Source organism: Streptomyces sp. NPDC054863 (assembly GCF_053610825.1).
The window spans coordinates 1-16,718 of record NZ_JBSGZD010000016.1; the positions used below are offsets into that span (position 1 = coordinate 1).

Here is a 16,718-nt window from a genome sequence, read left to right on the forward strand (position 1 = left end):
ACTGCGATGCGGCAGCCCCCACACTCGCGCTGGGGGGGGGGTGCCGGGTGCGCGCACCCGCACCCTGCCCGCACGCCTCGTCAGAGGGTCAGCACGCCCCCGTCAGCATGATCGAATCCGCCTTGTCGTTCCTGCTGGCACCGACCCACCTGCTCAGGCCATTGGTGTTCTGGGTCGACCACAGCTGCGCGCCCCCGTCCCTGGCCACGTGATAGGCGGCAGCGGACTGGTTGTCCTGGTACGACGAAGCGCGGTTGCTGAACCCGCCGAGACCGATCCAGGTGTGGCAGGGCAGGGACCTCGCGAAACGGGTTCCTTCGAAGTCGATGTGCTCCCACAGGCACGCCGACCCGTACGGGCAGTTGGGCACGCCCGCCGCGGTCCGCTTCTCCCCCACCGCGCGGGCGGCCTTCTCACCCGGGAGCGCAAGCGTGATGACCGCGCCGTCGCGGTAGGCGACCTGATTCACGCCGGTCTGCCTCGCTCCGTCGGGTGCGGCCCTCAGTTCGGCGTCGACCTTTTCCTGAAGGCCCGCGACCTCCAGGGCGCTGAGTCCGGCCTGCTTCGCCTCGGCGGCGATCTTCGCATCCAGAGCCGTGGGAGCAGTGGGAGCCGTGGCCGCGCTGGAAGGGGAGACCATCCCCACGGCGGCGAGCACCGCGGCTGCCGCTGTGCCGACCAGTTTGCTTCGAGTGCGCATCGAGGGCCTCTTCGCTCGGGTGTGGCGCAGGACACCGTGCACGCTAACCGGCGACAGGTCGGGCTTACAGGTGGTTTCCGGTCGGTCGCTCAGCCCGTCTCCCCCTTGTGCCGCTGGTAGTACCGGCCGACCCGCACCCGGTTTCCGCACAGCGCAGGTGAGCACCAGCGCCGTCTCGGGTTCACCGCGAGGAACAGCAGTCTGCAGCCGGGTCCTTCGCAGCTGCGCACCCTGCCGAGTGCGGCCGGGTCGGTCAGCAGGTCGACGGTGGCGTCGGCCAGTTCCGCGAGCAGCACATCGGTGGCGCTCCCCGTACGCACCCGGGCCGCGGTGACGGCTCCGCCGTCCCAGTCGAGTCTGCGGTGCAGAGGAGCGGCGAGCTGGGCCCGGGTGAGCGCACGCAGGGCCTGGGCAGGCGGCTCGGCCCCGTCGCGGGCGCATGCGATCACCGTCGAGATCCGACTGCGCAGCGCCCGCACCGCGTCGAGGTCGAGGCCGTCGGAGTCGGCGGGCGGCGGGGTGAGCCGTCCCGCCTGGGCCTCCAGCCAGAGCCGGAGTTGCTCGTCGGAGTCCAGCAGGTCGACCTCGCCGCCGGGTCCGTTGGCGCGGGTGTTGACCAGGTCCAGCGGAAGGAGTTCGCCGACCAGGGGCAGCCTGTTACTCATGGATCTAATGCTACTCCAAGCCATTGACCCATTAGCAGCCCGCCCGCTATAACTAATGCATCAACGCCACGAGGGAGCATGTGACATGACGAAGCACACCACAGCCGGCACTGAGGTCGCCCGGACTCTCCACCGCTTCGTGGAGGTGGACGGGGTCCGTGTCTTCTACCGGGAAGCCGGCCCCGCCGACGCGCCCACGCTGCTGCTGCTGCACGGCTTCCCGTCCGCCTCGCACCAGTTCCGGCGGCTGATCGACACGCTCGGCACCCGCTACCACCTGGTCGCCCCCGACTACCCCGGCTTTGGTCACACCGAGGCCCCCGAGGACTTCGTCTACTCCTTCGAGGGCCTCGCCGACGTCATGGAGGGCTTCGTCGAGGCCCTGGGTCTGGGCGCGGACGGGTTCGCGCTCTACACCTTCGACTTCGGAGGCCCGGTCGGCATGCGGCTGGCCGCCCGGCACCCGGAGTGGATCAACGGCCTGATCGTGCAGAACGCCAACGCCTACGCCGAGGGCCTCTCCGACCTGGCCCGGGACATGACCGCGAACCGACCGGGCGTACCGGGCGCCGAGGAGCGGGTCCGCGAGATCCTGACCCTCCCCGTCACCCGGGGCCAGTACGAGGGAGGGACCGGCGACCCCGCCCTCGTCGCCCCCGACGGCTGGACCCTGGACCAGCACTTCCTCGACCTGCCGGGCCGCAAGGAGGCCCAGGTCGCACTGGCCCTCGACTACCACTCCAACATCGAGCGCTACCCGGCCTGGCAGCAGTGGCTGCGCGAGCACCGCCCGCCGACCCTGGTGCTGTGGGGCCGCGGGGACGCGTTCTTCCCGGAGGCCGGGGCGCACGCCTATCTGCGCGACCTGCCCGAGGCGCAGGTGCACGTCTTCGACACCGGCCACTTCGCGCTGGAGGAGAAGCTTCCCGAAATGGCCCCCTTGATCGCCGATTTCCTCGACGCGTCCGCGCGCCCCACCGACACCAGGGAGAGAGCACCCATGAAGATCGCGATCGTCGGAGCGGGCGGACACCTCGGCGGAGCCGTCGCCGCGGAGGCGACCGCCCGCGGTCACCGGGTCACGCCGCTCGGCCGTGCCACCACCGATGCCGGCGACCCCGCCGCCCTGGCCGAGGCGGTCGCCGGGCACGACGCCGTGGTGGTCGGCGTCAAGGGCCCCGACCACCTGGTGCCGAGGAGCGCGCAGGCGCTGCTGAAGGCGCTGCCCGAGGCCGGGGTTGCCCGGCTGGTGTTCCTGGGCGGCGGCGGCAGCCTGGAGTACGCACCGGGCGAGCGGTTCGTCGACGCCCCCGGCTTCCCCGCCGAGTACCTGGAGACGGCACGCGACCAGACGGAGGCCCTCGACCTGCTGCGCGCCTCTCTGACGCCGGTCGAGTGGACCTATGTCAGCCCGCCGCCGATGCACCTGGTTCCCGGACCGAAGACCGGCACCTTCCGCGCCGAGGCCAGGGACACCCCGATCACCGACGCCGACGGCGAGAGCCGGATATCGGTGGGCGACTTCGCCGCCGCGGTCGTGGACACGCTGGAGCAGGGAACCTTCGTCCGGGAGCGGATCACCGTCGGCTACTGACGGGGCCGCCGCCCCCTTCGGAAGCGGCGCCGGGTGGTGACGTTCGTTGATCCCTGCGGTAGGCCGGAACCATGCAGTACACACAGGGCCGCACGACGGATTCGCTTCCGGGGGTCCGTGAAGTGGTGGAGGAAGAGCGTGTGGCCTCAACGGTTCGGCAACTCACCTCACGACAGCACCCGGGAACCGGCAAGGAGCCCCGCCGTGCCGTCCGAGAAGACTCAGAAGACGAAGGGGCGCCTCGACGGCAAGGTGGCCTTCGTGACCGGCGCCGCCGGAGGGCTCGGCCGCAGCCACGTCAGGCGGTTGGCGGAGGAGGGCGCCGACCTGGTCATCGTGGACATCTGCCGGTCGGTCGACACCGTGCCCTACGCGCAGTCGACCCCGGACGACCTGCGCGACGCGGTGGCGGAAGTGCGGGCCCGGGGCCGCCGCGTCGTGGCGCGCCAGGCTGACGTGCGGGACCGGACCAACCTCCAGAAGGCGTACGACGCGGGGCTCGCCGAGTTCGGGCAGATCCACATCGTGGTCGCCAACGCCGGGATCGCACCGCTGCTGGTGAACGACAGGGTGCAGGCGTGGCACGACGCCATCGACGTCAACCTCACCGGCACCTTCCACACCGTCGAGGTGGCCATCCCTTCGATGGTCGCCGCAGGGCAGGGCGGCTCGATCGTGATCGTCAACTCCACCGCCGGCCTGGTCGGTATCGGCGGGGCCAGTAACGGCGGGCTCGGCTACGCGGCTTCCAAACACGGTGCGGTCGGCCTGATGCACACGTACGCCAACAACCTCGCCCCGTACAGCATCAGGGTGAACTCCGTGCACCCCACCGGGGTGGCCACCCGCATGGTCACCGACCCCGCCATCGTCGAATTCGTCGCCCGGGACCCGATGTTGTCCGGGCAGGCGCCCAACGCCCTTCCGGTGCGCATGATCGAACCGGTCGACGTGTCGAATGCCGTGCTGTGGCTGACCTCTGACGAAGCCCGCTACGTCACCGGTGTCGCGCTGCCCGTCGACGCCGGATTCATCAACCGCCGCTGAGTCGCCGAGCTGGAGGGGGAACGTCATGTTCGATCAGCACGCCGACACCGTTTTCGTGGGCGGGCACGTCAGGACGTCGTCGGGCTGGGCCGAGGGGCTCGCCGTGCGCGACGGTGTCATCGACGCGGTGGGCACCAGTGCCGACATGCTGCGACGGCGCGGACCGGACACGCGGGTGCGGGACCTGGCCGGCGACACCGTCCTTCCGGGCCTGCACGACCTGCACGTGCACCCGATCTACGCCGGGATCCGTGAACGCCGCTGCAAGATCCCGCAGGGGTCCAGCCTGGCCACCACCCTGCGCATCGTGGCCGAGCGCGTGTCCCGGGCCGCCCCCCGCACATGGGTCCTCGGCGGGCAATGGGACGCGTTCGCCCTGGGCACGATCCCGAATCGGACCATGCTCGATGCCGTCGCCCCCAACAATCCGGTCCTCCTGGAGGACACCAGCGGACACAGCTCGTGGGCGAACAGCGCGGCGCTCAGGGTCGCCGGGATCGGCCCCGGCACACCCGACCCGGCAGGCGGAATCTTCGAGCGGGACGCCGCGGGCAACCCGAGCGGCATACAGCGCGAGACCGCCGCCGAACTGCTCGCCGCCTCGGCCCCCACACCGTCCGACGAGGAGGTCGAGGCGGCTCTGGAGTGGGCACTGGGAGAGATGCTCTCCTACGGGATCACGTCGTTCACCGAGGCCGCGGTCGGGTTCACCGCCGGGCCGCGGGCCGAGCTGCGTGCCTACACCCGGCTCGCCGCGCGCGGAGCCGTCAGGCAGCGGGTGCGCCTCTGTCTCGTGTGGTCCCCCCACGATCCTGCGTGCGAGGACGTGATCGCCGGACGGAACCGCTACGCGAGCGGTCACATCACGCCCGACTGCGTGAAGATCTTCCTCGACGGGGTACCGACCGACAGCCATACGGCCGCGATGATCGAACCCTACAAAGACACCGTGGAGGGGCGGGACCCCGAGTACAGCAGGTACGGGCTGCTCGCGATCGCACCGGCGGTCCTCAACCAGGTGGTGACCCGTTTCGACCGGATGGGCATCACGGTCAAGTTCCACGCGGCCGGCGACGCGGCGGTCAGGGCGGCGCTGGACGCCATCGAGGCCGCCCGGAGGGCCAACGGGCACAGCCCGTACATGCACAACGTCGGACACTGCACGTTCGTGGCGAAGGCCGACATCGTGCGGGCATCGCGGATCGGCGCCACCCTCGAAGTCTCCCCCTACCTGTGGCGGCCGTCCCCGATCTGCTCCGACATCGCAGCCGCGGTCGGCCCGAAAGCGGTCGAACGCGCGTGGCCGGTGCGCGAGATGCTGGAGGCCCGCGCACTGGTCGTGGCGGGCTCGGACTGGTGCGTCGTGCCGTCGGTGAACCCGTGGTCCGCCATCGAAACGCTCGTCACCCGGCAGGAGCCGGGCGGGAGCGCCAACGGCTTCGGCGAGTCCCAGGCCATCACGCTGGAGCAGGCCTTCGACCTGTTCACGGTCAACTCCGCACGCCAGGAGGGCATGGAGAACCGGGTCGGGCGCATCGAGCCGGGCATGCTCGCCGACGTCATCGTCGTCGACCAGGACCCCTTCGACGTGCCGATCACTCAAGTGCACACCACCCAGGTCAAGATGACGTTCATCGAAGGCGAAGCGGTCTTCGACGCACACGCGCGTCGGCCCTGACCACCCGTCTCCCACACCCGCCGGGAAGGATTTCTCAGCGAGTCGTTACGGGTGCCGGGTACGTGCGTAGTGGCGGCGAGCACGATCGCGGTTGCCGCAGTAGCCGGAACTGCACCAGCGCCGGATCCGTGCGGGGGACGGGTCGCCGAGCAGCGCTTCGGCCTGTGGCGCGTGAGGCCCGAAGGCCTGCCGGGGGTGGGGCCGGGGCCGGACGTGCCGACCCCGCCCCTACCGCGCGCGGTCAGCTCGGCCGGTACTCGGTGAAGAGCACCGAGCGGAGCTTCAGCCGCTCGGAGGCGTGACCGCCGTCGGGGCGCATGGTGAAGGACGCGCCGTCGCAGTGCGGGCCGGTGAAGGCGGTGGCGTACTCGTCCGTGTGGTTGCGCGGCGAGTGCGCCGGGCTCGACGCGGAGGGGTTGCCGACTTCCGGCAGGGTCACGCACTCGTAGCTCGGCGGGTCGGTCAGGATGCCGGTCCGCGGGGAGCCGTCGAGCCCGCTGTAGGTGTAGAAGAAGCCACCCTCGGCGGCCGAGGCGGACGTGGGCAGGGTGACGATGAGCGCGAGCGCGCCGAGGGCGGCACCGGCGGTGGAACGAAAGCGCACGAAGGTACTCCTTGTGGAGAACGGAGCAGTCCTGAACGCCGTGGCGCCTGCCGCGGCTTCCCGGACCGGGGAACCGCTGGAGCCTGCCACGGCGACCGGCGGATCAGCCCGGTTCGGTGCGGTTTCATCCGAAAGAGGACCTGCCGAAACGATCACTCGGACGGTGAACGGGTGAGGCGCCCTCGCGGGAGTGTGCGCGTCAGGGGCTCGCGGTGGAGACGGCGTACACCCAGGGGCGCTCGGGGACGGTGCGGTCCACGGTGATGTCCAGGGTGGGCAGCGGGGACTTCTGCTCGTAGGTCAGGCCCGACCACTTGCGGTGGGGGGTGAAGACCCAGCCGACGGTCGCCCGGTCGTGCTCGCGGATGGTGATCGCACCCTTCTTGAGGGCGTCGGCGGAGGTGCCGATGTCCCTGAGGAAGGTCTTGAGGTCCGCGGGGGTGGTGGCGAAGCGGACGTGGATCCGGCTGCTCTTCCAGTTGTTGGTCTCGTAGTACGCGAGGTTCTGGGCCATCAGCGGGATCGGCAGGTGGTAGATGCGCCGCTGCACCTGGGAGGGCCAGCCGACGGTGAGTCCCCCGGCGGCGGCCTCGGCCTCCTTGTTGCGACCGCTGTCGCGGCTCTGCTCGGCGGAGACGAGCAGGTAGCCGGCGGGGATGCCGATGAGCAGCACGATGGTGACCGCGGTGATCGTGCGGCGCACGATCACGCGGCGTCGGCTCTCCGGCGGCCGGCCCTTGCGGTCGTCGGGGGACGGGCCCTGGTGGGGAATCGTGGATGTCATTCGGAGGTTCCCTGTGCGCTGTTGGTGCGGGGGATGCTGGGGGTGCTGGGGGTGGTGTCGGGGGTGGGTGTGCTCGGCTCCGTGGGGTTCGCGGAGTTCGTGGGCGCGGGGGTGGGGGTGGGCGTGTCGGTCGGTGCCGCACCGTGCGCGCTGCTCCGGCTGCCGGTGACGGTGCCGCTGTCCGTGCCCGTACCCGTGCCCGTGCCCGTGCCCGTACCCGTGCCCGTCAGCGCGGCGGCCGGGGTGGTCGCCGTGCGGATCGCCTGTGCGTAGCGCTCGTACCGCTCGTGGCGTTCCACCCGGCGGCGGTTCGCGCGGCGGAAGCGGCGGGCGACGAGGCGGGAGAGGTCTGCGGCGCCGACCATGCCCGCTTCGGGGCCCAGCTGCGCCTTGGCGATGCGGGCCTCGGGGCGGTAGCCGCGGCCGGTGAGGTGGCGGCGGAAGGCGTCCCTGGCGGGACCGATCAGGAGGTCGTCCGCGGCGCTCACACCGCCGCCGATGACGAAGCAGGACGGGTCGAGGGCGGCGGCCAGGTTGGCGATGCCGATGCCGAGCCACTGGCCGATGTCCTGGAGGAGTTCGACGCACATGGCGTCGCCCTCGCGCGCCAGCTCGGTGATGAGCGGTCCCGTGATCTCGTGGATGTTCCCGCCGACGCGCTCGATCAGGTGGTACGCGACCGGGGAGTCGGCGGCGGCGAGCTCGCGGGCCTCGCGGACCAGGGCGTTGCCCGAGCTGTACTGCTCCCAGCAGCCGCGGTTGCCGCACGGGCAGCGGTGGCCGCCGGGCACGACCTGCATGTGGCCGAACTCGCCCGCGACGCCGTACTCGCCGCGCTTGACCTGGCCGTCCTCCAGGATGGCGCCGCCGATGCCCGTACCGAGCGTGATCATGACGAGGTGGTCCTCGCCGCGTCCGGCGCCGAAGCGCCACTCGGCCCAGGCGGCCGTGTTGGCGTCGTTGTCGACGAGCACGGGGACCGCGAGGCGGGCCGAGATCGCGTCGCGCAGGGGTTCGTTGCGCCAGGCCAGGTGCGGGGCGAAGAGGACCTTGCTGCGGTCCGCATCGACCCAGCCCGCCGCGCCGATGCCCACCGCGTGCACGTCGTGCCGGTCGGAGAGGTCCAGGACCAGCTCGACGATGGTGTCCTCGACGACCTTGGGGCTCTTGGACTTGTCCGGCGTCTCGGTGCGCAGGGTCTCCAGGATGTTGCCGTCGGCGTCGACGACGCCCGCCATCACCTTCGTACCGCCGATGTCGATGCCGACGGTGGGCACACGCGGGGCGGTCAGGTGGGAGCGGCGTTCGCGGGGGCCGACGGTGCGCAGGACGGTGGCGCGGGCGGTGCCGCGGCCTGCGAAGTCACGGTAGGAGCTGCTCATCGGCCGGGGCCTTCTGCGGTGTCGGGGAGCCAGCGCCTCGGGGCCCGGCGGCGGACGGCGCCCACCGCCGCCGATTGTGCCATCCGTACGCATAAGGAACCTGTCCGGGCGTGCGCCCGGGGGTCACCCGAAAGCCCGACGGACGATGTCGTTCCGCACACCGGCCGTGCGCCGAAAGGCCCCTCCGGCGCGCGCCGGAGGGGCCTTCGGGGCTACTTCTCGGGCTTCTCGTCGACCGGGTGCCCGCCGAGGTGCGCGGGGGACGGGGCGCGCTCCAGTTCGTGGCTGAGCTCGTCGAGTTCGCTGCCGCCGGCCATCTGCCGGGTGAGCTCGTCGAGGGTGGTCTCGTCCTTGGTGCTGCTGCCGGACATCGCCCCCCTCTTGAGGAGCACGAAGCGGTCGCCCACGAGGTAGGCGTGGTGCGGGTTGTGTGTGATGAGGACGACACCGAGGCCCGCGTCCCGCGCGGCGGCGACGTACTTCAGGACGACACCGGACTGCTTGACGCCGAGGGCGGCCGTCGGCTCGTCGAGGACGAGGACCTTCGCGCCGAAGTACACGGCGCGGGCGATGGCGACGCACTGCCGCTCGCCGCCCGAGAGGGTGCCGATGGGCTGGTCGACGTCGCGCAGGTCGATGCCCATGCGCAGCAGCTCGGAGCGGGTCGTCTCGCGCATCATCTCGACGTCCAGGCGACGGAAGGGGCCGCGCCCCTTCGTGGGCTCGGAGCCGAGGAAGAAGTTGCGCCAGACGGGCATCAGGGGGACGACGGCGAGGTCCTGGTAGACGGTGGCGATGCCCCGGTCGAGGGCGTCGCGCGGGTTGACCAGGGTGGTTTCGGCGCCCTCGATGCGGAAGGTGCCCGCGTCGTGCTGGTGCAGCCCGGCGATGATCTTGATGAGGGTGGACTTGCCCGCACCGTTGTCGCCGAGCACGCAGCTGATCTCGCCCGCGTGCACTTCGAGGGAGACGTTCTCCAGCGCCTTGATGTTGCCGTAGAACTTCGACACGCGGTCGAGCTCGACGAGCGGGGTCCCCGGTGCGACGGCTGTGCTCGCGTCCGTGCTCATGACCGTGCCTCCGCGCGCTTGCGTACCCATGCGTTGAGCAGGGTGGCCAGAAGGAGCATCGCTCCGAGGAAGTACTTGAACCAGTCCGGGTTCCACTCGGCGTAGACGATGCCCTTGCTCGTCATGCCGAAGATGAACGCGCCGACCGCCGAGCCGATCGCGGAGCCGTACCCGCCGGTGATCAGGCAGCCGCCGATGACGGCCGCGATGATGTACGTCAGCTCGTTGCCGACGCCCTCGCCGGACTGGACGACGTCGTACGAGAACAGCAGGTGCTGTCCTGAGACCCAGGCCGCGAAGGCGACGCCCATGTAGAGGCCGATGCGGGTCTTGTTGACGGGTACGCCGGTGGCGCGGGCGGCGTCCTTCTCGCCGCCGACCGCGAAGATCCAGTTTCCGGCGCGGGTGCGCAGCAGGATCCAGGTGGCGAGCGCGATCAGGACGAACCACCAGAGGATGGTGACCTTGAGGTTCACCGAGCCGATGGTGATCTGGGAGGCGAAGACTGCCTTGGCGGACTCGAAGCCCTCCATGTCGCCGATGCTCTTGGTGGAGACGGTGCCGCTGATGAGCTTGGTGAGGCCGAGGTTCAGGCCGGTCAGCATCAGGAAGGTGCCGAGCGTGATGATGAAGCTCGGGAGTTTGGTGCGGGTCAGCATGAAGCCGTTGAAGACGCCGATGAGCAGCGTCACCAGGAGCGAGACGAAGACGCCGACCCAGACGTTGGCGGTCATCTGGTAGCTGAACATCGAGGAGATCAGCGCGGAGCTGGTCACCATGACGCCGGCCGACAGGTCGAACTCGCCGCCGATCATCAGGAGCGCGACGGGGACCGCCATGATGCCGATCGTCGACGCCGCATAGAGCACCGTGCCGAAGCTGGAGGCGCGCAGGAAGCTGTCGGCGGCGATCGAGAAGAACAGGAACACGGCGAGCGCGCCGACGATGGACCCGAGCTCCGGGCGGCCCATCAGCTTGCGCAGCGGCGAGGTGTGGACCAGCCGTTCGTCGGCCTTGAGGGGCGGCTCGGGATGTGGTGCGGGTGCGGTCGCTGTCATCGGGTCCCCCGCTTCGTGTACGCCTTCAGCTCGGCCGCGCTGTCCTTGGTGATGATCTGCGGGCCCGTGAGGACGGGCTTGCCGCCGCCGAGCATGTCCGCGTTGTAGCGGTAGAGCCAGAGCAGGTCGACGGCCTCGTACCCCTGGAGGTAGGGCTGCTGGTCGACGGCGAAGCCGAGGGCCCCGGAGGCCAGCGAGTCGGCGACCTTGGCGTTGAGGTCGAAGGTGTCGATCTCGGCCTGGCTGCCCGCCTGCTGCTTGGCCTGGACGGCGGCGTCCGCGAAGGGCGCGCCGAGGGTGACGACGGCGTCGATGTCCTTGGTGGTCTGGAGCTTGGCCTCGATGGACGCCTGGACGTCGGGCATGTTGGTGCCGTCGACGTAGAGGTTCTCGACCGTGCCCTTGAAGGACTTCTTGACGCCGTCGCAGCGCTGCTCGTGGCCGACGTTGCCCCGCTCGTGCAGGACGCACAGGGCCTTCTTCTTCGCGCGCCCGGTCAGTTCCTCGCCGACCGCCTCGCCCGCGATGGTCTCGTCCTGGCCGATGTGGGTGAGCGCCCCGAAGGCCTTGGACTCGGCGGTGCCGGAGTTGATCGTCACGACCGGGATGCCGGCCTTCTTCGCCTTGGCGAGGACGCCCTTCATGGCGTCCGGCTTGGCGAGGGTGACGATCAGGCCGTCGACCTTCTTGTCGATGTACGTGTCGACCAGCTGGGCCTGCTGCTGGGCCTCCGCGTTGTTGGCGTAGAGGAAGTCGATGTTGTCCTTGACGGCGGCCTGTTTGGCGCCGTTCTGGACGATGTCCCAAAACGTGTCCCCTGCACCCGAGTGGGTGACCATGGCGAAGGTCCACTTGGGGGTGTTCACCGCGGCCTTGCCCTGGGCGGCGACCGCAGCCGCGCGCTCCTCGGCCCGCTTGCCGCCTGTGCTGCTGCAACCGGTGAGGGAAGCCCCGAGCACCGCCGCCAGCACGGCGCCCAGCGCGCGTACCCCTGTCCGAACCCTTGCCACGACGTCTTGCCCTTCTCGCTGTACTCCTGGGTGCGGCCGGGGGGTATTGAGCCAGACCCCGGCCGCCCAAGTATCGGTCATGGGGGTCCGTCGTGTGGTCAGCGGGTTGGTCATCGGGTGCCGCGGGCGGTGTATTTCTCAAGCGCCGGGACGTCCTTCGCGGTGACGATCGCGGGTCCGGTAAGGACCGGTTTGCCGCCGCCCAGGACGTTCCCATTGGTGCGATTCAGCCAGATTTCGTCGATGGCGAGGTAGCCCTGGAGGTACGGCTGCTGGTCGACGGCGAAGCCGACGGCCTGCGACTTGAGGCTCTTCACGACGGCCGCGTTGAGGTCGAAGGTGTCGACCTCCGCCTTGCTTCCGGAGCCCGCCTTCGCCTTCACCGTCGCGTCCGCGAAGGGCGCGCCGAGGGTGACGACGGCGTCGATGTCCTTGGCGGTCTGGAGCTTCGCCTCGATGGAGGAGGTGGTGGCGGGCATGTTCGTACCCTCCACATTGAGGTTTTCGACACTCCCCTTGAACGTCTGCTTCACGCCCGCGCAGCGCTCTTCGAGGGAGACGTTGCCCTGTTCGTGGATGACGCAGAGGACCTTCTTCTTTCCGCGCTTGGCGAGCTCCTCGCCGACGCCCTGGCCGGCGACCGCCTCGTCCTGGCCTATGTGGCTGAGCGCGCCCAGGGCCTTGGAGTGCCGGCCGCCGGAGTTGATGGTGACGACGGGGATGCCGGCGGCGACGGCCCTCTTGACCGCCGCGCCGACGGCTTCGGGCTTGGCGAGGGTGACGACGATGCCCTGCACCTTCTGGTCGACGGCCGCCTCTATGAGCTGGGCCTGTTCCTTGCCCTCCTTGTTGGCGGAGTAGAGGAACTCGACGTTGTCCTTGGCCGCGGCGGCCTTGGCGCCGCTCTGCACGATGTCCCAGAAGGTGTCGCCCTCGCCCGAGTGGGTGATCATCGCGATCTTGATACGGGGCGTGCCGGCCGGTGCGCCGCCCGCGCCGCTCTGTTCCGGCTTGTCCTCGGAGCTCTTGCCGCCGGACCCGCTGCACCCCGTGAGAGTGAGTGCGGCCAGCAGGCCCGCGGTGGTCAGGGCTGTCGCCGTACGAGTGGTACGCATCGTGGGTCCGCCTCGTCTCCCCCGCCGCCCGGTTGCGGCTGGGGGAGTTCTAGCGGCGGCTGCGCGATCCCGTCAATGGTTTGTCCGGACATTCCTCACGGGGTGCGGTTCATGTCCGGACAAGGAGCTGGAAGTCGAAGGTGTACCGCGAGGCCCGGTAGAGGTGCGAGCCGAACTCGACCGCCCGGCCGGTGCCGTCGAAGGTCCGCCGTTCCATCGTGAGCAGGGGTGCCCCGGCGCTCTCGTGGAGGAGCGCGCCCTCCTCGGCCCCCGCCGCCCGTGCACCGACGGTCTGGCGGGCGCTGTGCAGGATGACCCCGGCGGCGCGCATCACCCGATAGAGACCGGTCGCTTCGAGCTCGACGCTGTCGAGGGTGAGCAGCCCGGCGGGCAGGTGGTTGCGCAGGTACGCCATCGGCTCGCCGTGGGCGGAGCGCAGCCGGTCGATGCGGTGCACCTCGGTGCCCTCCGCGACGGCGAGGGCGGCGGCCACGGCGGGACCCGCCGGTTCGACGGCGTTGTGCAGGACGCGGGTCGAGGGTCGCTGTCCGGCCGCCTCCAGGTCGTCGTACAGGCTGCTCAGTTCGAGGGGGCGTCTGACCCTGCTGTGCACGACCTGTGTGCCGAAGCCCCTGCGGCGCACCAGCAGCCCCTTGTCCACGAGGGACTGGATGGCCTGCCGGACGGTGGGGCGGGACAGGCCGAGGCGGGCGGCCAGCTCGACCTCGTTGCCGAGGAGGCTGCCGGGTGAGAGCCGGCCCTTCTCTATGGCTTCTTCGAGTTGCTGGGAGAGCTGGAAGTAGAGGGGGACGGGGCTGGCGCGGTCCACGCCGAGCTGGAGGGCGACGGTGGAGGCGGTCGCGTGTTTTGGCACGGCAGTGAGCGTAGCCCTGTCGCAGCAGGACGTCACCAAGTCCGTTGCGCGTGAGTCCTGTTGTCCGTAGGTCTCTGTTGTCCGAAGGTCTCGGTTGCCCGGACGGCATGCCCTGTTGCCGTACGACCGTTGGGCGTAGGTCCTATTGTCCGGACAAAGTTCTTGACAGGGTTCCGGGCCTGTTGTGGGCTGGGCGCATGCGTATCGGACTCATGGGAACGGGCCGGATCGGCTCCTTCCACGCCGGGGTGCTCGCCCGGCACCGCGAGGTGGACTCGCTCGTACTGGCCGACGCGGACGCGGGACGCGCCGCGGAGGTCGCCCGGCGCGTGGGGGCCGAATTCACCCCTGCGGAGGATCTGTTGGCCTCGGGTCTCGACGCGCTGGTCATCGCGTCGGCGACGGCCGCGCACGCGGAGCTGATCGGCCGGGCCGCCCGGGCCGGGCTCCCCTGCTTCTGCGAGAAGCCCATCGCCACCGACCTGCCGGGAACCCTGGAGGCGCTGCGCGAGGTGGAGTCGGCGGGCACGGTGCTGCAGCTCGGCTTCATGCGCCGCTTCGACGCCGGGTACGCGGTGGCGCGCGAGCGGGTGCGGGCGGGCGAGCTCGGCCGGCTGCACACGGTGCGTACGGTCTCCTCCGACGCGGCGCCGCCTCCGGCCCCGTATCTGCCGCTCTCCGGCGGGCTCTACCGGGACTGTCTGGTCCACGACTTCGACATCCTGCGCTGGGTGACCGGGCGCGAGGTGGTGGAGGTGTACGCGGCGGGCTCGGCGGCTGGGCCCGCGATGTTCGCGGCGGCGGGCGACGTGGCGACGGCCGCGGCGGTGCTGACCCTGGACGACGGGACCCTCGTCACGTCGACCGCGACGCGCTGCAACGGCGCGGGCTACGACGTGCGGATGGAGCTGGCCGGGGAGCTCGACCAGCTCGCGGTCGGCCTGGACGACCGGACCCCGATCACCTCCGCCGAGGCGTCGGGCCCGCCCGCCCCCGCCAAGCCGTGGGCCGGGTTCCTGGAGCGGTTCGCCCCGGCGTACGAGGCGGAGCTGGACTCGTTCGTCGGGGTCGTGAGGGGCGAGCGGTCCAACCCCTGCGACGGGCGGGAGGCGCTGGAGGCGCTGCGGGTGGCGGAGGCGTGCGAGGTGTCCCGGCGGGAGGGCCGGGCGGTCCGGCTCGCGGAAGTGCCCGGTGCGTGAACGCCTCCACCGGTCGGCGGAAGTACGTGCGCGTGAATGCCTCCACCGGTCGGCAGAAGTACGTGCGCGTGAACGCCTCCACCGGTCGGCGGAGATGCGCGCGTGAACTCCCCCGTCGATCAGGGGAGTTCACGCTGCGGATCCGGTCTCAGTAGCCGACCGTGAAGCGCTCCCCGACGTGCTGCGGGCGCTCGATCTCGTCGATCAGCGCGACCGCGTAGTCCTCGGAGCTGATGCGGCTGTTGCCCTCGGCGTCCAGGACCAGGTTGTCGACGTCCGTGCGGTAGACGCCGGTGCGCTCGCCGGGCTCGATGGTGCCGGCGGGGCTGAGGTTGGTCCAGCGGATGTCGCTGACCGTGCGGTAGAAGGCGAGCGCGTCGCCGTGCGCGTGCATGATCTGGAGCACGAACTCCGGGAGGCCCTCGGTGTCCCACACCTGCTTGCCGTCCGGGGTGCGCAGCGAACCGGCGCCGCCGACCGTGAGCAGCAGGGGCGCATCAGCACCCAGCGCACGCACCCCCTCGACCAGGGACTTCGCCGCGGGCTCGATGGTCGCGAGGTGGCCGGGGCCGTCGCCGCCACCGCCGCCGACCGCGCTGATCAGGACGTCCTGCCCCTTGGCCGCGTCGGTCACCGATGCCGGGTCGAGGACGTCGCCGGTGATGACGGTGAGGTTCTGGTGGGCGGGGACGGTCAGCTTCGCCGGGTCGCGGACGACGGCGGTGACCTTGTGCCCCCGGTCGAGGGCTTCGCGCAGGATGCGGGTGCCGATGGATCCGTTGGCCCCGAAGAGGGAGATCTTGGCCATGGGAGGAGTCCTTCCGAGCGGTGCCGAGGGTGGCTGTACATGTACGAGGGGTGGTGATTTTCCGGTCCGGAAGACCGGTGGTGTTCCGTTGCCTCTTCAACATAGGAGGTGAGGGAGGCAAATGCCGGGTACGCTCCGGACACATGGTGGTGAAAAACCGACAATCGAGTGAACCGAGCGTTCCGGCGATCCCGGAGGTCCGGTTCCAGGCCCCCAGCTCGGCCCCGGCCGGCGTGGAGGTCCTGACCCTCGCCGCGCTGCGCCGCAATGCCTGTGCGGGTGCGATTTCCGTGCCGCACCGCCCCGACTTCCACCACCTCCTGCGGCTGGAGGGCGGTGTGCTCCCGCTGATGGTGGACTTCACGTCGTACGAGCTGCTGCCCGGCGAGTGGCTGTGGGTACGGCCGGGGCAGGTGCATCGCTGGGACGGCCTGTCCGGTGCGGAGGGGACCCTCGTCCTGTTCGAGGCGGGGTTCGCGGACCCTGCGACGGGTACGGCCGCCCGGCTGGACGACCCGTTCGGGCCGACGGTACGACGCCCTGCCGGGGACGACGCACAGGCGGCGCGACGCGCCCTCGACCACCTGGGCCAGGAGTTCCGGTCCCTGCGCGACGGCTCGCCGCTCCCTCTGGAGACCCATCTGTCGGTGCTCCGCCATCTGCTCGCGGTCCTGGTGCTGCGGCTCGCGCACATCGGGGAGGAGCCGGCGGCCCGCGACAGCCCGGACGCGTTCCTGCTGTTCCGTGCGGCGGTGGAGCGGGACTTCGCGCGGACCCGACGGGTCGAGGACTACGCCCGCGTCCTCGGCTACGCGTCCCGCACCCTGTCCCGGGCGACGCTCGCCGCGGCGGGGGTCGGCGCGAAGGAGTTCATCGACCGGCGGGTGGTCCTGGAGGCCAAGCGGCTGCTCACGCACAGCGACCACAGCGCGGCGAGGGTCGCGGGGCTGCTCGGCTTCCAGGACGCGGCCAACTTCGGGAAGTTCTTCCAACAGCGCGTGGGAGCAAGTCCGTTGGCGTTCCGCACGACGGCGCGGGGCAGCACGTCCTGAGCCTCTCCTGGGTGCTGCGCCACGGCGGGCCCGGCATCTGGGACGGCCTGATGTGCGTGCTCCCTCCGCCCGCGCGCC

At 70.9% G+C, this 16,718-nt stretch carries 15 protein-coding genes and 2 pseudogenes; 5 read left to right on the forward strand and 12 right to left on the reverse strand.

What is annotated here, in order from left to right:
* Positions 1-88: 88 nt before the first annotated feature.
* Positions 89-700 carry a peptidase inhibitor family I36 protein gene (locus tag ACWGIG_RS05515; RefSeq protein ID WP_453320217.1) on the reverse strand — a complete coding sequence of 204 codons (612 nt, stop codon included), beginning with the start codon at positions 698-700 and terminating at the stop codon, positions 89-91.
* An 89-nt stretch (positions 701-789) separates the two neighbouring features.
* Positions 790-1,365, reverse strand: a complete 576-nt coding sequence (locus ACWGIG_RS05520; protein ID WP_453320218.1) for a CGNR zinc finger domain-containing protein — start codon at positions 1,363-1,365, stop codon at positions 790-792.
* A gap of 85 nt (positions 1,366-1,450) precedes the next feature.
* Here ACWGIG_RS05520 and ACWGIG_RS05525 point away from each other — a divergent pair, with 85 nt between their 5' ends.
* From ACWGIG_RS05525 to ACWGIG_RS05535, 3 genes are all read left to right on the forward strand, one after another.
* The gene (locus tag ACWGIG_RS05525) at positions 1,451-2,959 is read left to right on the forward strand and encodes an alpha/beta fold hydrolase (protein WP_453320219.1); all 1,509 of its coding nucleotides are present in this window, start codon (positions 1,451-1,453) and stop codon (positions 2,957-2,959) included.
* Between the two features lie 204 nt (positions 2,960-3,163).
* Positions 3,164-4,006, forward strand: a complete 843-nt coding sequence (locus tag ACWGIG_RS05530) for a mycofactocin-coupled SDR family oxidoreductase (protein ID WP_453320220.1) — start codon at positions 3,164-3,166, stop codon at positions 4,004-4,006.
* Positions 4,007-4,031: 25 nt separating this feature from the next.
* Positions 4,032-5,684 carry an amidohydrolase gene (locus tag ACWGIG_RS05535; RefSeq protein ID WP_453320221.1) on the forward strand — a complete coding sequence of 551 codons (1,653 nt, stop codon included), beginning with the start codon at positions 4,032-4,034 and terminating at the stop codon, positions 5,682-5,684.
* A gap of 45 nt (positions 5,685-5,729) precedes the next feature.
* Here ACWGIG_RS05535 and ACWGIG_RS05540 read toward each other — a convergent pair.
* The 9 genes and pseudogenes from ACWGIG_RS05540 to ACWGIG_RS05580 form a co-directional block, all read right to left on the reverse strand.
* A pseudogene (locus ACWGIG_RS05540) lies at positions 5,730-5,840 on the reverse strand (CGNR zinc finger domain-containing protein); the annotation flags it as partial.
* 85 nt (positions 5,841-5,925) lie between these two features.
* Positions 5,926-6,288 carry a hypothetical protein gene (locus ACWGIG_RS05545; RefSeq protein ID WP_453320222.1) on the reverse strand — a complete coding sequence of 121 codons (363 nt, stop codon included), beginning with the start codon at positions 6,286-6,288 and terminating at the stop codon, positions 5,926-5,928.
* A 199-nt stretch (positions 6,289-6,487) separates the two neighbouring features.
* The gene (locus tag ACWGIG_RS05550) at positions 6,488-7,072 is read right to left on the reverse strand and encodes a hypothetical protein (RefSeq protein ID WP_453320223.1); all 585 of its coding nucleotides are present in this window, start codon (positions 7,070-7,072) and stop codon (positions 6,488-6,490) included.
* Between the two features lie 242 nt (positions 7,073-7,314).
* A pseudogene (locus tag ACWGIG_RS05555) lies at positions 7,315-8,454 on the reverse strand (ROK family glucokinase); the annotation flags it as partial.
* A gap of 212 nt (positions 8,455-8,666) precedes the next feature.
* Positions 8,667-9,524, reverse strand: a complete 858-nt coding sequence (locus ACWGIG_RS05560) for an ATP-binding cassette domain-containing protein (protein WP_453320224.1) — start codon at positions 9,522-9,524, stop codon at positions 8,667-8,669.
* Complete coding sequence (locus tag ACWGIG_RS05565; RefSeq protein ID WP_453320225.1) at positions 9,521-10,582, reverse strand: ABC transporter permease; 1,062 nt, start codon at positions 10,580-10,582, stop codon at positions 9,521-9,523. Before ACWGIG_RS05565 ends, ACWGIG_RS05560 begins: the two co-directional genes overlap by 4 nt.
* Positions 10,579-11,592 (reverse strand): sugar ABC transporter substrate-binding protein, encoded by a 1,014-nt coding sequence (locus ACWGIG_RS05570; RefSeq protein ID WP_453320226.1) that lies wholly within the window; start codon positions 11,590-11,592, stop codon positions 10,579-10,581. The genes ACWGIG_RS05565 and ACWGIG_RS05570 overlap by 4 nt, the downstream gene beginning before the upstream one ends.
* A gap of 110 nt (positions 11,593-11,702) precedes the next feature.
* Positions 11,703-12,707, reverse strand: a complete 1,005-nt coding sequence (locus ACWGIG_RS05575; RefSeq protein WP_453320227.1) for a sugar ABC transporter substrate-binding protein — start codon at positions 12,705-12,707, stop codon at positions 11,703-11,705.
* A 109-nt stretch (positions 12,708-12,816) separates the two neighbouring features.
* Positions 12,817-13,536 (reverse strand): GntR family transcriptional regulator, encoded by a 720-nt coding sequence (locus ACWGIG_RS05580; RefSeq protein WP_453320266.1) that lies wholly within the window; start codon positions 13,534-13,536, stop codon positions 12,817-12,819.
* A 242-nt stretch (positions 13,537-13,778) separates the two neighbouring features.
* Here ACWGIG_RS05580 and ACWGIG_RS05585 point away from each other — a divergent pair, with 242 nt between their 5' ends.
* Complete coding sequence (locus ACWGIG_RS05585; protein WP_453320228.1) at positions 13,779-14,780, forward strand: Gfo/Idh/MocA family protein; 1,002 nt, start codon at positions 13,779-13,781, stop codon at positions 14,778-14,780.
* Positions 14,781-14,928: 148 nt separating this feature from the next.
* On the opposite strand, the gene ACWGIG_RS05590 is transcribed toward ACWGIG_RS05585, so the two are convergent.
* Positions 14,929-15,588 carry an NAD(P)-dependent oxidoreductase gene (locus tag ACWGIG_RS05590; protein WP_453320229.1) on the reverse strand — a complete coding sequence of 220 codons (660 nt, stop codon included), beginning with the start codon at positions 15,586-15,588 and terminating at the stop codon, positions 14,929-14,931.
* Between the two features lie 146 nt (positions 15,589-15,734).
* Here ACWGIG_RS05590 and ACWGIG_RS05595 point away from each other — a divergent pair, with 146 nt between their 5' ends.
* Positions 15,735-16,640 carry a helix-turn-helix domain-containing protein gene (locus ACWGIG_RS05595; protein WP_453320267.1) on the forward strand — a complete coding sequence of 302 codons (906 nt, stop codon included), beginning with the start codon at positions 15,735-15,737 and terminating at the stop codon, positions 16,638-16,640.
* The last annotated feature ends 78 nt before the right edge of the window (positions 16,641-16,718 follow it).